This is a genomic window from Rhodothermaceae bacterium, from assembly GCA_009838195.1.
Lineage (GTDB): Bacteria > Bacteroidota > Rhodothermia > Rhodothermales > Bin80 > Bin80.
Window position 1 is genome coordinate 96,978 of record VXSC01000008.1, and the last position, 19,831, is coordinate 116,808.

Consider the following 19,831-nt stretch of genomic DNA (forward strand, 5'->3'; position numbering starts at 1 on the left):
TAGGCCCTTGAAGCGTTGCACATCAATCTTGGTTCGGGAATTTTTGCGACCTGACTTCGACGGTTTGCGGCCGTCTCGGATGTAAAAACCTTGATTTTAAGGCGTTCTGGGGAGTTTTTCTAGTTATCCGTTTGTGGTGTTCAGTTTTTTGGTACTGCTAATATTTCTTCGTATCTTCGGGGTACAGTCATCTCCACACCGTTCATGTTTGTCCGGACCTTACGCCGCACCACGACGAAAAATGTCGCGGTCAAGATTGTCGAGAACTACCGCAACAAAAAAGGCCAGCACCGACAGCGGATTGTTCGGCATATGGGGAGCGTCCCGGAAGGCAAGCCGCTGGAGGCCCTGGTTCAGCTCGCCCATTTGGAGATGGTGCGAATCCAGGAGCAGATCAAGCCGACCCTTTTTCCGGCGGAATCCTATGTGGAGGAGGTCGTTGCGGCTCGGTTAACGCCCAAGCACACCGGCCCGCTTCCGATTGCGGATGCGCGCAAGCTGGAGGAAGAGCGTCGGATCTGTCTGGGCTTTCATGAAGCATTGGGCACGCTGTATGACACGTTGAGTCTTTCGAAGGTGTTTGATGCCCGGCACCAGATGTCTCGTCGGCTCTTCAAGCAGGCGGTATTGCTGCGTCTGGCGACTCCTGGAGACAGTAAATTGGCCCATTGTCTGCGGATCTCGAAAGAGGCGGGGGTGGAAGTGCCGGTGGACAAGTTTTACCGGATGATGGATGCGGTGACCGACGAGCGGATTGAAGAGCTCAAGCACCGCGTTTCGGGCGAGATGGTGGGGATGCTTGGAGGCAAGCTGAAGATGCTCTTTTTGATGTGACCACGCTGAGTTTTGCGAGTGAGCAGGCGGATGATCTTCGCAAACGGGGGTTCAGCAAGGATGGGACGCCGCAAAAGGTGCAGGTGGTGTTGGCGCTGATCCAGACCTAGGAGGGGCTTCCGGTGACCTACGAGCTCTTTCCCGGCAATACGGCGGATATCAAGACGCTGGAACCGGCCATGTTGCGTCTGAAAGAACAATTTGATTTGGATCAGATGATTGTGGTGACCGATGCGGGCATGTTGAGTCAGGAGAATCTGTCGTTGTTGCAGAGTCTGGGCTGTGACTTTGTAGTGGCGGCGCGGCTGCGCTCCTTGAACCAGGTACACACCAAGGCCATAGTTGGGGAGCAATCCTGGACGATGCTCTCCACCGGGCGCAAGGTGAGTGAACACACGCTGGGCGGGCGGCGATTGATTCTTCGCTATTGTCCCAAGAAAGCGGCCCGCGATGTCCATACGCGGGACCAGGCGGTGGAGAAGGTGAAAAAGCGATTAGCGCAGGGCGTGAAGGGTGTGGGCCGCAGCGGTCGCTTTCTGAAGGTAGACCCACAGGGCGTACGCTTGGATGAGGCCGCCATTGCCCGAGATCAGAATTATGATGGACTCCATGGCGTCTGGACGAGTTTGAAGGACATGACGCCCGAACAGGTGTATACGCATTATGGCGAGTTATGGCGGATTGAAGAAGGCTTCCGCGTGATGAAGCACACCATGGCGGTTCGGCCCATGTTTCACTGGGTCGAGCGCCGGGTGCGTGCGCATGTCGCCATTTGTTTTGTGGCCTTTGCGCTGCTGCGCATTCTATGCCACCGGTACAATACCCTCTTTGGCGCAAAACAACGACTGAGCGAGGGACAGATCCTGGCCGAACTCAGCCAAGTGCAGGCCTCGCTCATTCGCGATCGCGGCACCGACGCAGAATATCTCCTACCCTCCAAGGCCAGGGATGAAGCGATTCGACTCTATCATGCCGTGGGTCAAAAACTCCCACGACAGACCGTCCTCTTCAAACCGGGATCGACCGCCTAACGGGATCCCCCACATTGTAAAATCCCCTGAAATCCCTTCCCAGAAGGGTCACCTGTGGTGTTCACTTTTTCCAGAAATCCCGCCCCAGTGCCCCTGTGCGCGAGGTGACCGCCGAAGTCAAGACATCCTTTAATCTATCGTCCGGGTTCCGTTAAATATCGTGTCGATCATCTGTCAGAGAATACATTTTAGTCCTGTTCAGCGGATGATCGGTGGGTGTGATTTCTTGCCACGCTTAGACCTCCCCGCGGTCATATTTCTGGGCTGAAATACCTCCCCTCGCTGCGGTTTCTCGGTCAAGATGATTGGCTTCCCTGTAAAACCTTGATGGCTTTCGCTCTTTGCACAGTCCATCCTTCCTCCCCCTTTGATGATTGACATCCCTGATCCCCTTCGTAGGTAACGAACACTCTTATGCCCCTGCCACTACATTGCTTCGCTCGTGTTTCAAAACGGCGGTAACTGGAGATGTTGCATCCCCCCACTCTGGACCAGCTATTGGACCGGCGCTGGTTCAACTTGATTTATCCCGTGAAACAGGAAATTAATGCAAATTGGTAGCCATTACCGTTCCCCACCGCTTCTCCGTGTGGTTTCTCGCCTGACATACTTCCCGTCACTCTAGGTTAAACTCGTAACCATATACATATTCTTCCCACGGTGAAGACACATACAAGTGATCTTTATGCAGGAGGAAATCTGCAGCGGGAATATCCTTGCTCTCTTCCGAGTCGGTGATGGGGCGGAAGACAATCTTTTTTACAAGCCTGTAATTCTCTTCGGACAAATCGAAAACGTAATGATCAGTTCTGGGGGATCTTGCAATTAGATAGTGGGAATTGATGAACTTGATTGTACCTATAAATGCTCGCGTGAAAGCTTCCGCTCCGGTTGGAACTCCAGCAGGAAAACCCGAAGGCTGAAAATCACGGACTTGTTTTCCCTCGAATCGAATCGTTCGCAAATGCCTGAACTGATGATCATAAACAAAGATGTACGGGAATCCCCTATATGCCATGGCAATTCGATCTCCGCCGGGAGAAACGGTCAAAACGTTGCTGTTTTCCCCCGTTTGATTCCGAAGATCCAGACGAGGAAGCAATTTAATGGACGAAATCCAGTTATACGGGGTTGACGTGCTGCGAGCGCAAACGATCCAATCATTCTCTCGTGGGTCCCCCGGACATTGCAGAAACATGTAATCCGGCGAAACCGAAAATCTATTCAATAAATAATCCATGGAGAAAAACGAATTCACATATTCGAACGTCTCCGAAAACACCTGTATCCGTTCTATTTCCTGGACGAATATGTGCGAACCGCTGTACTGTAGCCCACTTACAGTCGTAAACTCTCCGGGGCCTTGTCCTTGCTGGCCAATTTTTCGGTTCAGATAGCCATCCGCTCCTACCGAAAAAATGTTATGTCCGAAATCTTCAGAGATATAAACACTATCCCCGACTGCGATCATTTGAGACGGCCTACCCAGGATGAGCGAATCACTTGGAAGCCCTAATCGGGTTGTGGCGACCCACCTTTTCGGCTCAATGTCCGTGTTGACTACGAAGTGCGGTGCAGAATCCAGTAAGCGGTCAATGACCGGGGAATCTTCAAAACGGGTTTGCCCACTTTGACATGCAATTAAGGGCAAAAGAAACAAAACCGTTGCATACCCACCCCTGATGGGTATGCAACGGTAAGAAGTGGAATTCATTCATACGCGGTTAATTATGAGTTGCCGAATAAGCAACCCGCTTTATTCCATGGTCTCACCGCACACGGATCCTTCATACCCACCGCGACCTGGAACTATCCCCTCCCATTCGGAGCCATCGTCGCACCTGATCTTCATGAAAGAAAAGAGTTCATTTGAGATCACCATTGTGTGACACCCGTTACAGGATACTATTCAAGGAATTTGGGAATAAGCACTCTGGTTTTTTTCCGACCCAATTTCTGGACTAAAGAACAAAAACAGGCACGTACATGCCAAACAAAGTAAGCGTTTCATCGAAATGTGAAATTAGTTAATGGTTAACAGACGCAGCTAGTATAGTGACGCGATGTCAAACTTCCAAACGTTTTGGGGAATTCCCAAAAAAGGTTTTACAATCGCAAGGAGATGGATCGTTTTTCCTCGTTGCAGGGTTCGCATGATATAGCCCATATTGCGTCAAGATTTCTGGGACTCTCTGGTGTATCTGCCCTTGCGATTATGAGTACCCATAACTTCCTACCATGCGACCTGATAACGTATCACATTTATGCCTGCATTTGTCCAGCCGTCCCTTGTATACTGAGATTCAAATTGCCCACTTTTGGGCAGTCTGAATCGCGGGTTGGATTTTTCGGAGGTTTGCAATCGTTCACCGCATTTTCATGGGGTTCACAATCCCTCATGATCAATGCCCGATTACGAATTTCCATGCAAGACATCCGAACCCTACTGCGCCATTACGACGGCGAGCAGTCCAGCAAGCGGGAAGTGGCGCGTTTGCTGCAACTCTCGCCGGGGACGGTGCGCAATTATCTTCGGCGCGCGGAGGCGGCAGGGCTTTCCTGGCCGTTGCCCGAGCGCCTCACCGACGAAGAGTTGGAAGCGCTACTGTTTCCGCATTCAGGCCCCATTTCCTGTCGTCCCCAACCGGACCGGAACCAGGTCCACCAGCAGCTGTCCCGCAAGGGCATGACTCTGGAGCGAATCTTGTTTGATTGGATTCAGGAGTATCCCAATGGGTACAGCTATGGGTATTTCTGTGCGTGCTACAAGAAGAGGTGCCGTGCACAAAAGATCACGATGCGGATTCATCATAAGGCAGGAGAGCGGCTGTATGTGGACTTTGCCGGCAAGAGAATGGAGGTGATGGATCCGAGTACTGGCCAGGTCACAAAGGTCCAGATCTTTGTGGCCGCTATGGGCGGTTCCAATTATACCTATGTGGAAGCAGTGCCCGATCAAACATTGCGCAGCTGGATTGAGGCCCATGTGCGATGTCTGACGTTTTTGGGAGCCGGCCCCGCATCATTGTCTGCGATAACCTGAAAGCGGCGGTCACTCGCGCTGACCGGAAGGCCCTCGTGTTCAATACGACGTACGCAGATTTTGCACGGTATTACGATCTGACCCTCTTGGCGGCACGCGTGCGAAAACCTCAGGATAAGGCATTGGATCGTCAATTCGATCTGTTGGACACATTACTACGATACCTGGGTTGTTTGAGGGTTGGGATTCAATTTGTACATTTTGAAGGTACGTTTTGCGTTGGGAATCTCGTAGATTTCCAGATCTGGATGGTCGGACACATGTTTATAGAGATGCGAGTAGGGGACGCCAAGCTCTTCTGCAAGTTCAGGACCGCTGACACAGCCCTGCGCCCGCAATTGGTCCCGTTTTCGCCGTAGCGCACTGGTCATGTTGTGTCGTTGACGGATCGTACAAATGCTTCGTCGGGTGAACGGATCTTCGCGGGAATCTGGGTGTCCGCGTCGATTCAGTTCGTTGGCCGCCCGTTCGTCTGCATATCCTTGCTCCAGCAGGAGTTCCAATTCCGAAAGGGCTTCTTCAGACACATCACGTCGAATGATCTGCGCCCGGGGTCGGGGTAATTCAACGGGGTTCAGCTTGTGAATCCGCCCTCCGCGCAGCCGCAGTCCTACGTCCACCTGATAGCCGTTGCGGGTGAGCGTGATGTCCTCCACCAAAAGCCCCAGGAGACGTTTTCGGTCTTCGTTGATGGTTCTGGCAGCAGTCCAGACCTTGCCAAAATCCTGGTTCAGTTCCAGAATGCGCGCATCCAATTTGGTCTCGGGCATGCTGGCGTGTGCCTTCGCAACCTCCGCTTGCTCCTAAACCGCCGCTTCGTGGAGTTTTAACTGCGCCTCCCAATCCGCCTCCAGGGTTGAAGCCACCAGGCGATTGGACGGATCCAACTCCATGAATCTTCGGCGGGCCAGTTCCACCTGATGCCGTAGGGCCTCAATGTGATGCTTTCGCTGCCGATCGGCCACCTCAAAGTCGGTGCGCACCTGCTCGCGTACCATCAGCGAAAGGGCCAGATTCTCCCGATTGACGGCGGCGACCACAAAGGTACCTACCGCGGCATCCAGCACATCTCCCCGCATACTCTGACAGGTACACGTCCCGCGTCGGACCCGATTCTCCTTGCACAAATAATACCACTTCGGCTCCAAAGGCCGGTCTTTCCGGCTGGTATAGGACACCTGCATCCGATGCCCGGAAATGCCACAAATAATCCGGGAATGGAGCAGGGCCGTCCCTTTTCGTGGAGAGGGTACCCGGTCCCCCTGCAGAAAACTGGCCGCGTTCGCCTGGAGGGTCTTCCGATTTTGCTGGTATTCCTCCCAGAAGATATATCCTGGATGGGCTTCAGGAATACACACCATCCACTGATCCATCGGAAGTTTGGCAAACTGCATCGACCCGTCTGCACGTTGCCGGCACTTGGTCCGACCATAGGCATAGCATCCTGCGTATCGGGGATTGCGCAGGATTCGCTGAATTTGACTGTACGTCGGGACGCTCCAACAAAGCGCCCGGCTGCCGGTTCGAGGACGCGAAGGAAGGCGAATGCCCTTCCTTCGAAACCATTTGGTGACCTGCATGGCGGATTGGAGGCGCCGAAAGGTGCGGAACACCAACTCTATTGCTTCGCGGATCGATTGATCTGGATCCAGAATCACCTGATCGGTTGCGGTGTAGACCAGCCCAATCGCCAAGGGAAGTTTTAATTCTCCCCGCCTCGCCTTGCTGCGCTGGCCTCCAATCATGCGCGCGCGAATGTTGCGCAGTTCATATTCCGAAAGCTGTCCCTTGATCCCCATCCCCATCCAGTCGTTGAGATCTCTGGCATCGTAGATCCCGTGTTCGTCCAGAATCAGCGTGTCAGACACCTCAGCAATCCGAAGCAATTGATGCCACTCGGCATTGTTTCGACACAGGCGAGAAACTTCCAGACTCAGAATGATGCCGACCTCGGCTGCCCCGACCCGTGCGCGCAGGTCCTGAAAGCCCGTACGCTGGGCGGTACTGGCCCCGGACTTTCCCTGATCCTCATCAATGATGTCGATTCGATCCTCCGGCCAGCCCAGAGCAAGGGCACGCAGACGCAAATCATATTGACGGTACTGGCTTTCCTTATTCATTGCCACCTGACGCAACGAAGACTGTCGGATATACAAACACGCCCGTCGACCTGACTTCGGCGGTTTGCGGCCGTCTGGGGAACTGTAATCTTTGGAGATTATCCCAATCTGCTTTCTCTCATCGGAATGATCCTTGTTGCCGGTGGCAGTGTGATTACGGCTCAGCGCCGATCAGCTAGACATCTAAGTCTTCGGCCTTCCGGGCATTCTCCATAATAAAACGGTAACGAACAGATGAATCCCGCCCCATTAACCCAGCAATCGTGGTTTCTGCACGGGTTTTTTCGGGGATGGTAACCTGTAGGATTCGGCGTCGCGCCGGATCCAGAGTAGTTTCTTTCAACGTTTGCGGCATCATTTCACCTAGGCCCTTGAAGCGTTGTACATCAATCTTGATCCGGGAATTTTTACGTCTTAGTCGCCTTTCAATCCGACTTTTTTCTTCTTCATCCAACGCCCAATAGGTCTCCTTCCCCGCATCCAGTCTGTAGAGCGGTGGCTCGGCGATATAGATATGTCCCAGATCAATGAGCGGACGCATATAGCGATAAAAGAATGTTAGCATCAGTGTAGCAATGTGGTGCCCATCCGAATCTGCATCCATCAGAAGAATCACCTTATGGTAGCGCAATTTCTCAGGTTCGAGGTTGTCTCCCATTCCACATCCAAGTGCCTGAACCACGTTGGATAACTCGGTGTTGTTTCGCAGCTTTTGGGTAGTTGCCTGCTCTGCATTTAATACCTTTCCACGCAATGGGAGTACCGCCTGTGTTTTTCGATCTCGGCCCTGCTTTGCAGAACCGCCTGCTGAATCTCCTTCCACAATAAACAATTCTCCCACTGTGGGATCCATGGACGAGCAATCTGCTAATTTCCCCGGTAGCATCAACCGTCTCCGCTGACGCGCCTTGGAGCGGACCGATTTTGCAGCGGCACGGCTCGCCTGACGTGCTCGCGCTGCCTGGAGTACACGAGCACCAATGGCGTCACTGGCCGATGGATGTGAATTCAGAAATTGCTCCAGTGCAACGCGGACTGTGCCACTTACCAGTGAGCGTGCCGAGGGATTATTCAGCTTATCCTTCGTCTGCCCTTGGAATTGCGGCTCTGACATGAACATATTGATGACTGCAAAAAGCCCCTCACGTATATCTTCGGAGGTAACCTCTACTCCACGAGGGATCGCGTTGTGCGTGTCCATCCAGGAACGAACTGCCGTTCTGACCGCATCTTTGTACCCCTGTTCGTGTGTGCCACCGTCATTTGTGGGGATCCCATTGACATAAGATTTCACACATTCACGCGTGGACTCTGTCCACTGGACCGCGACTTCCAATCGTACACCGTTTTCGAATGTATCCTGCTGGATGGAAAAAACCTCCGGGTGTACTGGAGATACTCCGTCACCTTGGATCAGATGTCCCAGATAATCGACGATACCCCCCTCATGCACAAACTCAACCTCTTCTCCTTGGTTTTCATCTCTAAAAATGATCCGTAGTCCACGATTTAAATAAGCTTTGATCTCGAGTTGTGCCCGAATTAGACTCGCATCAAAAGCTACCGAGTCAAAAATATCGGGATCTGGGGCAAAGTAGATGCTCGTCCCCGTTAATCGAGTACGCTTGTCCAGGTCCACTAGCTTGCTCACCGGACGCCCACGCTGAAACCGCTGCTCATAAGTCGTCCCCCCGCGTTTGACTCTGGCAACCAGTTCTTTGGAAAGCGCATTCACTACCGAGGCTCCTACCCCGTGTAATCCACCAGAAGTCACATACTGATCTCCCTCGAATTTACCACCGGAATGCAGAGTCGTCATGATGACTTCCAAGGCAGGGATTTTCTTCTGCGGATGGGGATCCACTGGAATTCCACGCCCATTATCCTGGACCGTCACACTCGCTGCATCCTTATGAAGCGTGACTTCAATGCAATTCGCATGCCCGTTTACTGCTTCATCTACGCCATTATCCACGATTTCCCAGAGCAGATGGTGAAGCCCCGGCTTGCCTGTACCTCCGATGTACATACCCGGACGCTTGCGTACGGCCTTCAAGCCTTCCAGAACAATAATATCTGCTCCTGAATATGAGCTCATGGCAAAGGAATTTCGTGCGGTTCGACCGCGCCGGGTGTTAGCTCTCCCCGCTGGATAATCTTGCGCCCTTTACCGCCTCTGCGGGCGACTTCATATTTGGTTCGACGAATAATCTCCTGCCGCCCGCGCGGGGTTTCGACAGCAACTCCCTCGCGTACCTGGGCGCTGACATTGGCTCCAATCAGGATATCTTCCGCACCCACACGCATTCCGATGACTCCTTTCCCAGGTCCACTTATCAAGGGAATCTCCTCTGTTGGGAAAATTAGTGCACGCCCCTTTTGGGAGACTAAACAAACAAAATCATCCCCGACAACCGGCCATACGCCAGAAACTTCATCTCCTTCACTCAGACGCATACACAACCTTCCCTTACGTGTTGATACATCAGAAAATAGTTGTAATTGCTGTCGAAGAACCATCCCCTTGGAGGTGACCGCCACGAGATACCCTAAGGCAGAAACGTCCTCCTCGTCTGATACTTTGCCCGCTCGCAATACTCTGGGATCGCAAGGAATCGCACCGACAACCCGCTCCTTATCCTTAAAATCAAATAACTTCTGCAGCGGAATCCCATGTCCGGTCGTGCTGACAATATCGTTGGCTCGGACCGTGTAGGCCCGTCCAAAATTTGTCCAAAGTACCACTGTAAAGCGTGTTCCAGTGCCCAGTACCCATCCTACTTCATCTCCTTCTCGAATACGAATAGACTGAATCTCGGTATAGGACCCCTGTCTTTTAATCCAACCAGCACGAGTCACGATCACCACAGTATCCTCATCCACGATAAAGTCTTCTTCGGAATACTCATAGAGCCCTTCATCCCCCGAAGCCAGTATCGTACGTCGGTCGGTGGAAAACTTCTGCCGTACTTCCTTTAGTTCATTCCGAACCAGCTTCCAACGTGCAAGCTCGTCGGCCAGCAACTCCCGGATCTCCTTGGCCCGTATCTGCTTGACTTTGAGCTCATCTCGTACTGCGTCGATTTCCAGCTGTGAGAGCCTGTAGAGCATTGTTTCGAGAATGGCATTCGCTTGAGGTTCGGAAAGTATAAACCGGTGGCGCAAGCGCTGTGACCCGTCCGCCTTATTCTTTGAGGCCCGGATAATCCTGATTGCCTCATCCAGATCATCAAAGATGATGTCAAAACCATCAAGAATATGAATCCTCTCCTCGAGTTGCCGCAACTCGTATCGCAGCCTTTGTGTAACCACCTCGAGCCGAAATTCCAAGAAATACTCTAGGGCTTCCTGCAGATTAATCCGTTTCGGTTCACAAATCTGTGGATTCGTCGTTGGGAGAAGACACGTCAGGTTGACTTGGAATCGCGACTCCAATGGCGTGTACTTGTAGAGATAACCCATGGCTGCCTCCACGTTCGCTCCGCGCTTCAGATCCATCACAATCCGAATATCATCCGTGGATTCATCCCGAATATCCAATAACTGCGGAACTCGACCATCCCCGATAAGATTGGCGATTTTCTCAACCAAATCACTTTTGTTGATGGCATAGGGAATGGAGGTGATGACCACCTTTGATTTACGTTCAACCAGATAAGTACCTCTCAGAATAATCGCCCCTTCCCCCTTCTTGTAGATCTGATGTAACTCCTCTTTGGAATTCATCATTCTCCCGCCGGTCGGAAAATCCGGTCCGGTAATGTAGCGGTCCAGCAAACGGTTCAGCGCATTTGCCGGCCAGGAATGCTTTGACCGCCGAAGCAAAGACTCTACCATGTAGATGGCTCCACTCACAACCTCACCAAGGTTGTGGGGAGGGATGCTGGTCGCCATTCCAACTGCAATGCCAGTAGCACCATTGACCAGTAGATTCGGAACACGCGCGGGCAGCACTACCGGCTCTGATAAGGTTGCGTCGAAATTTGGCCTGAATGGAACGGTATTCTGACGGAGTTCCTCAAGAAAGGTCATCGCCAGGGGGCGCAATTTTGCCTCTGTATACCGCATGGCGGCGGGCCGATCCCCATCAATAGATCCAAAGTTGCCGTGTCCGTCCACCAACGGGTCGCGCAGAGAGAAGGCCTGTGCCATCCGTGCCATTGCATCATAGATTGCACTGTCTCCGTGAGGATGATACTTCCCCATGGTATCCCCAACGATGGTCGCACTCTTTCTGTACCTTGCGTCGGGGTACAGTCGAAGACCTGCAAACATTGCATACAGGATCCGGCGCTGCACCGGCTTCAACCCATCCCGAATATCTGGTAGTGCTCTACTGGTAATCACCGACAGCGCATAATTCAGATATCTCGAATTTGCAAGTTCATGAAGTGGCGCAGAATCTGTATGGTCCATCCCCTCAGCACAGATCTGATTTATTCCATGAAAATACTGCCAAAAACATCATGTTCCTTTTATAATTGCTACGATTCGGTAAAGATGCCCTGCAGTTGATGCTAGGTCAAGTCCTGTCAATGGTGATACGATCTCAAGCTGTATTGGAACCATGCTGCGCATTTTACGACATCAAATGTTTTAGGCATGGTTTTATTCTGGGAAGAACGGTCAGGTTTACCTAACTTCAATAAGGTAACCGGGCGCAAATCAATTCTACCTGATCGTCCAACCGTGCATCTGGGTAAATTAGGGTACTTCGAAAAAATCGCCCCTGCTAACCCGGAAATAGGAACAATGAGAAGCTTCATTTTACTATGGACCACCGGGACATTTCCCTCCTGACATGTTTTCTTTGTTAGCCTCCAAAGATGCTCTCTTCATATCAGAGTCCACAATGTGCAACGGAGCCGTATCACTAACCGTGAACTGGGAAAAGCATCCATGACTTGAGAAAGAAGCTACGAGTATCCATGAGCTTCTTCCACGGGCCCACCACGACTGCACTGAGAATCGAGATGCCCCGCAGAGGTAATACGATTCTATTGCCTACTTTAGGAAGGAATCCTTTCAGAACCACTAAACCAGTATATGATTACCACTCTGTGCAACCATTATAAACATGACACCACTTGACTGGACTATTGTAGGTCTTTATTTCCTGATTGTCCTTGGGATTGCCCTGTATTATTCGAAACGTGCCGGGCAGAATACTTCTGAATTTTTCCTGAGTGGACGACGGATGACTTGGTGGCTGGCCGGAATCAGTATGGTTGCAACCACTTTTGCGGCAGATACACCAATGGCCGTAACAGAACTTGTGGCTCAGAATGGCATTGCCGGCAACTGGATTTGGTGGAATTTTGCCTTTGGCGGTATGCTGACTGTGTTCTTTTTTGCACGTTTGTGGCGACGATGCGGAATTCAGACAGATGTGGAGTTCGTGGAGGTTCGCTACACAGGATCGGCCGCCGCCTGGCTTCGCGGAATTAAGGCCGTATACTTTGGCCTGCTACTGAACATCATCATTATTGGCTGGGTCTCGCTTGCAATGGAAACGGCCATCAATGTCTTATGGCCGGAATTGACCATCTTCGGGCATACTACGGTCTCGATCGGTGGACTTACGATGAGTGCTGCACTGGTGATTGTCAGTCTACTTGTGGTACTGGTTTCCGTTTTTGCACTGCTATCTGGCTTGTGGGGAGTAGCAGTCACCGATGTGATGCAATTCATATTAGCCATGATTGGCTCAATCCTGATGGCAATATTTGTGCTTCGTATTCCCGAAGTAGGGGGAATTGCCGGCCTGAAATCACACTTGCCGGCAGAAACATTTCGCTTCTTTCCTACGATCGGGGAAGCGTCTGGAGCTGTAGCAGCTTTTGCGCTGTCGATCCCCGCTTTCGTTGCCTTCATTGGAATTCAGTGGTGGAGCAGTTGGTATCCGGGTTCTGAACCTGGTGGTGGTGGATACAGTGCACAGCGCATGATGGGAACTGCCAGCGAGCGAGATGCGACTTTTTCAGCCCTTTTATTCACCATCGCTCACTACTGCATCCGCCCATGGCCATGGATTATTGTTGCTCTGGCTTCACTGGTCCTCTACCCTGATCTTACCCACTCACGAGAAGGGTTTATCCTAGTCATGCGAGACGTGTTACCGATTGGGGTACTCGGGATTGTATTTGCGGCATTTTTGGCTGCATTCATGAGTACGATTTCAACCCAATTGAATTGGGGCGTTTCCTACCTAGTGAATGACTTTTGGCGCAGATTTGTGAATCCTGACCGTAGTGAGCGTCATTATGTTTTCGTTTCGCGAACTCTCACGTTCATTGTGGGATTGCTGAGCATTCTTCTGGCCACCCAACTTGAATCTATCAGTCAGGCATGGACATTGATTATCACGGCATCTGCAGGACTCGGGACGGTACTGATCCTTCGCTGGTACTGGTGGCGGATTAATGCCTGGAGTGAACTCGTGGCAACCCTGGCTCCGATTGTGATGGTCCTACTAACATTGTTGGGGGTTCCGATTCCCGGAATTCAGGAACCCTTCCCATCCAACTTATTTGTTGTCGTGGGGGTGACCACGGCTCTCTGGCTTATAGCTACCTTCTTGACAAAACCGACAGATCCGTCTACTCTCGAGGCCTTTTATACCCTGGTTCGACCCGCGGGTCCTGGCTGGCGCCCGATTGCTGCTCTACATCCAGATATACAACCGGATGCGACCATTTCTTCTATGGCACGTCAATGGTGTGCCGGAATTGCACTGGTCTATGCCTGTCTTTTTTCGGCAGGTTATTTGATCCTTGGAAACACTTTGGCCGGGATTCTGATGCTGCTTGTGGCAATCGCTTCGACCCTCTATTTAAGATGGACGTTTGATCAAAACAAGGCCCATTGATCTTGACTGGATACATCGTTGAATCATGTCGGAGTTGATTATTGTCGGCGATCGCGTACTCATCAGACCCGATAGCGGTGAACAGCAGACCGAATCTGGGCTGGTTTTACCGGCATCCGTGGCTGAACGTGACCGAATTGGATCAGGGCGTATCGAACAAGTCGGTCCTGGTCATCTTATCCCAAATCCTGACTATTCTGATAGTGAACCCTGGGCAGAACCAAAAAAGATCGGAAGATATCTGCCTCTGGAAGCGAATGTCGGCGATTTGGCTTTCTATCAGCGCAAGGAAGCAATCGAATTCACTTACAAACAAACGAAATTCTTCATCGTGCCCCATCACGCCATCCTTGCTCTGGTCAGACCAGATCATGAAGACGTAATCAGTGAACTTCTCGATTCAAATCGGCCCTAGCCCGTAGATTGTCCTGGGTCTTGAGAAATGACCCCCATCAAGATATTGATATACGATCCTGATGGTTAACGCGACGCTAGAAGAGCTGTGGGCGGAGGCTTGAATTACCTGGATGCTCTATGAGAGGGTGGCGTGGGAGAGACTCGAACTCTCGACCTTGCGATTATGAGTCGCACGCTCTAACCGACTGAGCTACCACGCCAGATGAACGCTTGAACGGAGATAGTCCGAAACGTGTTGCAACCACCTAGGGAAGCACTGGTACTACAAGCACGGATTTTATAGGAAACATGCACTGGGATAGTATTATCGGCCAGGGGAAGGTGGTTGAGCTCTTGAGACGTTCCGTAGATTCTGGACGTGTGGCTCACGCGTATCTGTTTCATGGCATGGAGGGTACTGGAAAGCGTGCAGTTGCCCTAGCATTTGCACGAGAATTGCAGTGTGAAGGCTGCAACGGGAGCGAACCTTGCACATCTTGTAGGCAGGCAGCCCAATTGGAGCACCCTGATATACATGTTTTGATTCCTGAACCCAGTGATGCCAAACCCCGGGATGTAGCCGAACGGATTGCGCTACTGGCTGAAGATCCATACGCGGCGGTAGATTTTGTTCGCGCTCCTACATTGGGATCTGGAAAAAGTGCACCCGAAAAACTTAAGCAAGCATTTTATTCTGTCGAGCGAATCAACCTGCATTTACGTCAAAAGATGATGATGCGCCCCCTGAGGGGAAGATATCGCATAGCAATCATTACCGATGCAGATACTATTCGCGAGCAGGCCGCAAATACATTCCTGAAACTTCTTGAAGAGCCTGGCCCTGACACGCTGTTCATCCTGACGACATCCCGAAAAGACCTACTTTTGCAGACGATCCTATCACGCTGCCAGCACGTGGCATTTGAGAATCTCTCGCCGGATACGATCTCTCGAGCGTTACGCGAGCGCAAAGGAATTGAGATTGAGCTTGCAGAAATTGTGGCGAATATGTCTCAGGGCTCCTACCTGCGTGCTCTGGAGCTGACTCAGAGCGAAGAACTCCGACGTGACCGTGACCGAGTTTTAACATTTCTGCGTCTGGCCTTCACAGAAAGGTTTGTTCAGCAAACGAATCTCATCGCAGAGATCAGTCAGTCCAGTCGGGATCGTATCAGGAATTTGCTTCGGCTTCTGTTGAGTTGGATCCGTGATGTTGCATTGTACCGGGAGATCGGAGAAGATGCACCGATCACAAATCGTGACCAGAAACAGGAAATTTCAAAGTTCAGCCAGAATCTTCAAAGTGCCGACCTGGATGCAATGTCTTGTCTCATTGAAGAAGCACTTCTGTTGAGTGAATCGAATGTGAATACAACATTATTGCTGATGAACCTATCACTGAGCCTGGGCAAAGCCATGCGAAGCCCACATAGCGGCAAGTTATTTAAACCCCTTACGAGCCTCCATCCAATTTCATAGTAATCACCTCTTTTGCCGCATCAAAATTCGGTTCTCCTGATGTCAGGACTCTGATTTCTCACACGCTCACAGTTCGAACGTTGTTACGTTCGCGGCGTAAATCCAATTCAGTATGCAAGGCCCCTTACTGAAATAACCAAATCTATCATGGCTTGTGGCGCAAACGGTGCGTGCGGTTGCAGCGGAAGTTCATTAACCGGCTACGGCGGTTGCAACGATAGTTGTCCGTCTGTGCAGATTTTTGACTGGCTTCCTGCATCCTCCAAGAATCCCGGTCGGGACCATTGTGATTTGGTCGAAGTCGTATTTAAGGGCCGACGCAGAAAGGTGTATCAAAACAAACAAAAAATACCTGTACATGCTGGCGACGACATTATTGTTTCTGCGCAGCGGGGACTGGATTACGGACAAGTTGCGCTCACTGGTGAGTTGGTACATATTCGTGCAAGACAGAACCCAAACTATGGCCAAGTCCTCCGCCTAGCCTCTTCAAATGATCGGAGTATTCACGAGGAGAATAGGGAGGCTGAAAAAGAAGCCCTGCTCGCTGCGAAATCAACTGTTGGGAGACGGCAACTTCCCATCAAACTTGTGGATGCAGAATGGCAGTTTGATCGAAAGCGGCTATCCATCTTCTATACTTCCCAAACTCGGGTTACGATGCGACCGGTCATTAGTGAACTCTGCCGGCACTTTGAGACACGTGTCGAATTCCTTCGCTTGAGCCCTCGCGAAGAATCTGCTCGGATAGGTGGCCTTGGTGTGTGTGGGCGAGAGCTCTGTTGTTCTTCCTGGATGCGACAAATTCCACCGGTATCCGCTTCGGCCGCAAAAAAAATGCACTTTCCCCTCACTAGTGAAAGATTGACGGGACGATGTGGGCAACTGAAATGCTGCCTGAATTACGAGCTTGAGCAGTATATGAAAATACTTGAGGAATTCCCTCGAAAAAACGCAAAAGTGGATACCTCCAATGGTCCTGGGCGAGTCCGGAGCATGAATATTTTCTCCCGCACGGTCCGCGTAAACCTTAACAATAATCTGATTGAGGAATTTGACCTCCAGGACATCACGTACATCAAGAAGAAGCGGCCACCGCAGCGTAGTCGTAAATCCGCACACACAAAAAGTCGATCAAAGCGGCGCTAAAACTGAGGTATACTGCAATTAGTAGACGTTCGCTTGATGTGGCCGTGTCATGATTCCTACATATCAATGGAAACAATTCGCCTAATCAAACAGATTGTAATCTAGCGGGGTTTGGTCTAAGCGGCTGGCTGAGATCTATCGTATACGGAATTATGGCCTGATTCGTGGATATGATTGGATCACTCAATCAAAATCACGCTGATGAGCACCTGAATTCCCAATAGATTGAATTCATTATGAATACCTTCAATAATATGATTCAAAAGTGTCTGCCCGTATGGGCAGTGAGCAGCTTTCTGCTCCTATCAACAGCCCTGGCGCAGGGTACTGCCACGTATGAGCTCACCTTTACTTCAACCTGGTCGGCGTCTACACATCCCACAGATTTTCCATCGAATCCTCATTTTTCTGGGCTAATTGGAGGGACTCACAACAGTTCAGTTACGTTCTGGAGCACTGGATCAACGGCCAGTGCCGGAATCGAGAGTATGGCAGAAACAGGAGGGACATCAACACTTCGCAGCGAAGTTAATCAGGCAATCAGTGCGTCAAATGCGGGTGAAGTCATTAGTGGAGGCGGCATTGGTCGATCGCCGGGATCTGTAAAAACTACCTTTCAGGTTACCCCTCAGTGGAATCTTGTGACAGTCACCTCTATGCTCGCACCCAGCCCAGACTGGTTTGTTGGCGTTTCCGGGCTGAATTTGCTGGATAATGATAATAACTGGAGACAGCGAGTTGAGGTTGACTTGTTTGTCTATGACGCGGGAACCGATAGTGGCCCCAACTATACCTCACCGAATGACGATACGGATCCTGCAGAGAATATAAGCCGCATCGGTACGTCTCCGTTTTTGGTTGATGGGTCCGTCAAATCAGTAGGAAGCTTTGTCTTCGAACTGAAATCAAGCACACCCCAGGTGAGCTTATCGGTAGATAATAATTCTGTAGAAGAGGGAGAGGCGGTTACGGTGACCATAGAGTTGTCCGAGGCTCTGACGAATAATGTGAGCATCCCCCTAAATCTTACACCTGGGACCGCCGAATCCGACGACTACGACAGTACCTCTCCAGTGAATGTCACGATCACTGGAGGTCAGACGGAAGCCGACCATACCATCAACACCTATGAAGATAACGATATTCAGAATGAATCCTTCACTGTGCAAATAGATACAGACAATCTACCCTCTGGAGTGGTGGCGGGTAGTCCCCTCTCGGCACAGGTCACGATTACAGATGACGATGTACCGGAAGTCTCCCTGTCGGTTGATAATAATTCTGTCGAAGAAGGAGAGACAGTGACGGTAACCGTGGAATTGTCTATACCGCTGACAAGTAATGTGACTATCCCCCTGAATCTCACATCTGGGACTGCTGAATTCGGCGATTATGACAGCAGGACTCCAGTGAATGTCACTATCACCGGTGGCCAAACTGAAGCCGACCATACAATCAACACCTATGAAGATAGCGACGCGAAAGATGAATCCTTCAGTGTGGCCATAGATGAGGATAATCTACCCGCTGAAGTGATAGCTGGAAGCCCCCGCTCAGTAAATATCACGATCACAGACCCCGATGTGCCGGAGGTCTCTTTGTCGGTAGATAAAAATTCTGTGGAGGAAGGAGAATCTGTGACCGTGACGGTCGAACTGTCTGACGATCTGTTCAGTAATGTGACCATTCCCTTGGAACTTACATCCGGAACAGCTGAATCCAGTGATTATGACAGTACGTCTCCGATCAACATAGAAATCATTAGTGGCCAAACTGAGGCCGAGCACACCATCAATACTTACGAAGATGACGACATTGAGGACGAGTCTTTTACAGTGGCTATCGATGAGGACAGTCTGCCATTTGGCACCCTGCTAGGTAGTCCAGCCTCAGCGGACATCACGATCATAGATGCCAGCATGCCGGAAATTTCACTGTCAGTAGATCAAGATTCTGTAATGGAAGGACAATCGGTGACGGTAACGATAGAGCTGTCCGAGTCTTTGGCAATCAATACGACCATTCCCTTAATACTCACATCTGGAACCGCCGAATCCGACGATTATGACAGCGCCTCTCCGGTGAACATAGACATCACCAGTGGTCAAACTGAAGTTGAGCATACCATCAACACCTATGAAGATGCCGATACCGAAAATGAAACCTTCACGGTGGCCATAGATGAGGATGATCTACCAACCGGAATTATTTTGGGGAGCTCGATTTCCGCCGAGGTCACGATCACGGATAACGATATGCCGGGGATATTGGCCCCCGTCTCTGTGGAGGTTGACGAGGGGAAATCAGAAGCAGTTCAAGTTTCGCTTATGACGCAACCTTCAAGCGATGTAACCGTGACCATCACCGGGTATCAGAATACCAACATGGAGCCTGATCAGGAGACACTGACATTTACGCGAGACAACTATAACACTCCACAGACCGTAACCTTAATCACAACAGAGGACAGTGACCTATTAAACGATGAGGTGACACTGACACTGGCGGCATCGGGAGGAGGCTACGATGAAGTATCTCACACATTGGCGGTGACGATCAGAGACAATATGGGTGTAGGCATTGAAGATGAAGAGCCAACCATCTCCATTACGCTTTGGGGGAATTATCCAAATCCGGTGTCAGACCTCACAAAAATAGTGTTCGATCTGCCAGAACCAGCACAAATATCAATTCGTGTGACCGACCTATTGGGACGGATCGTTCAGACGACTCCCTACGGATGGTATGAAGCCGGCAGAGATCATACGGTAGAGCTTGGCACAGACAACCTGACCTCAGGAGTCTATTATTATACACTCAGGATAGATACGGGAGATCAAGTTTTTCAACGATCAAAGGCCATGTCAATCGTGAGATAGATTGACCCGAAGTCTAGGCCTAGCCCTATCAA

General features: G+C 50.8%; 13 protein-coding genes and 1 tRNA gene. 8 read left to right on the forward strand and 6 right to left on the reverse strand.

Features of this window, described 5'->3' with window-relative positions; all coding sequences use genetic code 11:
- Positions 1–204 precede the first annotated feature (204 nt).
- Both F4Y64_01745 and F4Y64_01750 read left to right on the forward strand, forming a co-directional pair.
- A complete protein-coding gene (locus F4Y64_01745; protein MXX96322.1) occupies positions 205–834 on the forward strand; it encodes a hypothetical protein in 630 nt (209 codons plus the stop codon).
- A 122-nt stretch (positions 835–956) separates the two neighbouring features.
- The gene (locus F4Y64_01750; GenBank protein ID MXX96323.1) at positions 957–1,865 is read left to right on the forward strand and encodes a transposase; all 909 of its coding nucleotides are present in this window, start codon (positions 957–959) and stop codon (positions 1,863–1,865) included.
- Between the two features lie 616 nt (positions 1,866–2,481).
- Here the strand turns inward: F4Y64_01750 and F4Y64_01755 are convergent.
- On the reverse strand, positions 2,482–3,579 hold the full coding sequence (locus F4Y64_01755) for a hypothetical protein (GenBank protein MXX96324.1): 1,098 nt from the start codon (positions 3,577–3,579) through the stop codon (positions 2,482–2,484).
- 711 nt (positions 3,580–4,290) lie between these two features.
- On the opposite strand from F4Y64_01755, the gene F4Y64_01760 reads away from it, so the two are divergent.
- Positions 4,291–4,908, forward strand: a complete 618-nt coding sequence (locus F4Y64_01760; GenBank protein MXX96325.1) for a hypothetical protein — start codon at positions 4,291–4,293, stop codon at positions 4,906–4,908.
- Positions 4,909–5,063: 155 nt separating this feature from the next.
- Here the strand turns inward: F4Y64_01760 and F4Y64_01765 are convergent, their stop codons facing one another.
- The 4 genes from F4Y64_01765 to F4Y64_01780 all read right to left on the reverse strand — a co-directional run bounded on the left by F4Y64_01765 (position 5,064) and on the right by F4Y64_01780 (position 11,444).
- The gene (locus F4Y64_01765; GenBank protein MXX96326.1) at positions 5,064–5,678 is read right to left on the reverse strand and encodes a hypothetical protein; all 615 of its coding nucleotides are present in this window, start codon (positions 5,676–5,678) and stop codon (positions 5,064–5,066) included.
- A gap of 33 nt (positions 5,679–5,711) precedes the next feature.
- Positions 5,712–7,028 (reverse strand): recombinase family protein, encoded by a 1,317-nt coding sequence (locus tag F4Y64_01770; GenBank protein ID MXX96327.1) that lies wholly within the window; start codon positions 7,026–7,028, stop codon positions 5,712–5,714.
- A 175-nt stretch (positions 7,029–7,203) separates the two neighbouring features.
- Positions 7,204–9,126, reverse strand: coding sequence for a type IIA DNA topoisomerase subunit B (locus tag F4Y64_01775; protein ID MXX96328.1), 1,923 nt, complete (start codon positions 9,124–9,126; stop codon positions 7,204–7,206).
- On the reverse strand, positions 9,123–11,444 hold the full coding sequence (locus tag F4Y64_01780; protein MXX96329.1) for a DNA topoisomerase 4 subunit A: 2,322 nt from the start codon (positions 11,442–11,444) through the stop codon (positions 9,123–9,125). Before F4Y64_01780 ends, F4Y64_01775 begins: the two co-directional genes overlap by 4 nt.
- Positions 11,445–12,099: 655 nt before the next feature.
- Here F4Y64_01780 and F4Y64_01785 point away from each other — a divergent pair.
- Both F4Y64_01785 and F4Y64_01790 read left to right on the forward strand, forming a co-directional pair.
- Entirely contained in the window at positions 12,100–13,896 is a 1,797-nt protein-coding gene (locus F4Y64_01785) for a Na+:solute symporter (protein MXX96330.1), read from the forward strand.
- A gap of 25 nt (positions 13,897–13,921) precedes the next feature.
- Positions 13,922–14,311: a co-chaperone GroES gene (locus F4Y64_01790; protein MXX96331.1), complete on the forward strand. Its 390-nt coding sequence runs from the start codon at positions 13,922–13,924 to the stop codon at positions 14,309–14,311.
- A gap of 128 nt (positions 14,312–14,439) precedes the next feature.
- On the opposite strand, the gene F4Y64_01795 is transcribed toward F4Y64_01790, so the two are convergent.
- A tRNA-Met gene (locus F4Y64_01795) sits at positions 14,440–14,513 on the reverse strand.
- A gap of 88 nt (positions 14,514–14,601) precedes the next feature.
- On the opposite strand from F4Y64_01795, the gene F4Y64_01800 reads away from it, so the two are divergent.
- The 3 genes from F4Y64_01800 (at position 14,602) to F4Y64_01810 (ending at position 19,799) form a co-directional block, all read left to right on the forward strand.
- Complete coding sequence (locus tag F4Y64_01800) at positions 14,602–15,771, forward strand: DNA polymerase III subunit delta' (protein ID MXX96332.1); 1,170 nt, start codon at positions 14,602–14,604, stop codon at positions 15,769–15,771.
- A gap of 147 nt (positions 15,772–15,918) precedes the next feature.
- Entirely contained in the window at positions 15,919–16,920 is a 1,002-nt protein-coding gene (locus tag F4Y64_01805) for a Signal peptidase-like protein (protein MXX96333.1), read from the forward strand.
- 236 nt (positions 16,921–17,156) lie between these two features.
- Entirely contained in the window at positions 17,157–19,799 is a 2,643-nt protein-coding gene (locus F4Y64_01810) for a T9SS type A sorting domain-containing protein (protein MXX96334.1), read from the forward strand.
- The last annotated feature ends 32 nt before the right edge of the window (positions 19,800–19,831 follow it).

What these genes read in the sequence shown, in the direction of transcription:
- F4Y64_01745 (MXX96322.1), top strand. Translation starts at nt 205, where the DNA reads ATGTTTGTCCGGACCTTACGCCGCACCACGACGAAAAATGTCGCGGTC.
- F4Y64_01755 (MXX96324.1), bottom strand. Translation starts at nt 3,579, where the DNA reads ATGAATTCCACTTCTTACCGTTGCATACCCATCAGGGGTGGGTATGCA.
- F4Y64_01760 (MXX96325.1), top strand. Translation starts at nt 4,291, where the DNA reads ATGCAAGACATCCGAACCCTACTGCGCCATTACGACGGCGAGCAGTCC.
- F4Y64_01765 (MXX96326.1), bottom strand. Translation starts at nt 5,678, where the DNA reads ATGCCCGAGACCAAATTGGATGCGCGCATTCTGGAACTGAACCAGGAT.
- F4Y64_01770 (MXX96327.1), bottom strand. Translation starts at nt 7,028, where the DNA reads ATGAATAAGGAAAGCCAGTACCGTCAATATGATTTGCGTCTGCGTGCC.
- F4Y64_01775 (MXX96328.1), bottom strand. Translation starts at nt 9,126, where the DNA reads ATGAGCTCATATTCAGGAGCAGATATTATTGTTCTGGAAGGCTTGAAG.
- F4Y64_01780 (MXX96329.1), bottom strand. Translation starts at nt 11,444, where the DNA reads ATGGACCATACAGATTCTGCGCCACTTCATGAACTTGCAAATTCGAGA.
- F4Y64_01790 (MXX96331.1), top strand. Translation starts at nt 13,922, where the DNA reads ATGTCGGAGTTGATTATTGTCGGCGATCGCGTACTCATCAGACCCGAT.
- F4Y64_01800 (MXX96332.1), top strand. Translation starts at nt 14,602, where the DNA reads ATGCACTGGGATAGTATTATCGGCCAGGGGAAGGTGGTTGAGCTCTTG.
- F4Y64_01805 (MXX96333.1), top strand. Translation starts at nt 15,919, where the DNA reads ATGGCTTGTGGCGCAAACGGTGCGTGCGGTTGCAGCGGAAGTTCATTA.
- F4Y64_01810 (MXX96334.1), top strand. Translation starts at nt 17,157, where the DNA reads ATGAATACCTTCAATAATATGATTCAAAAGTGTCTGCCCGTATGGGCA.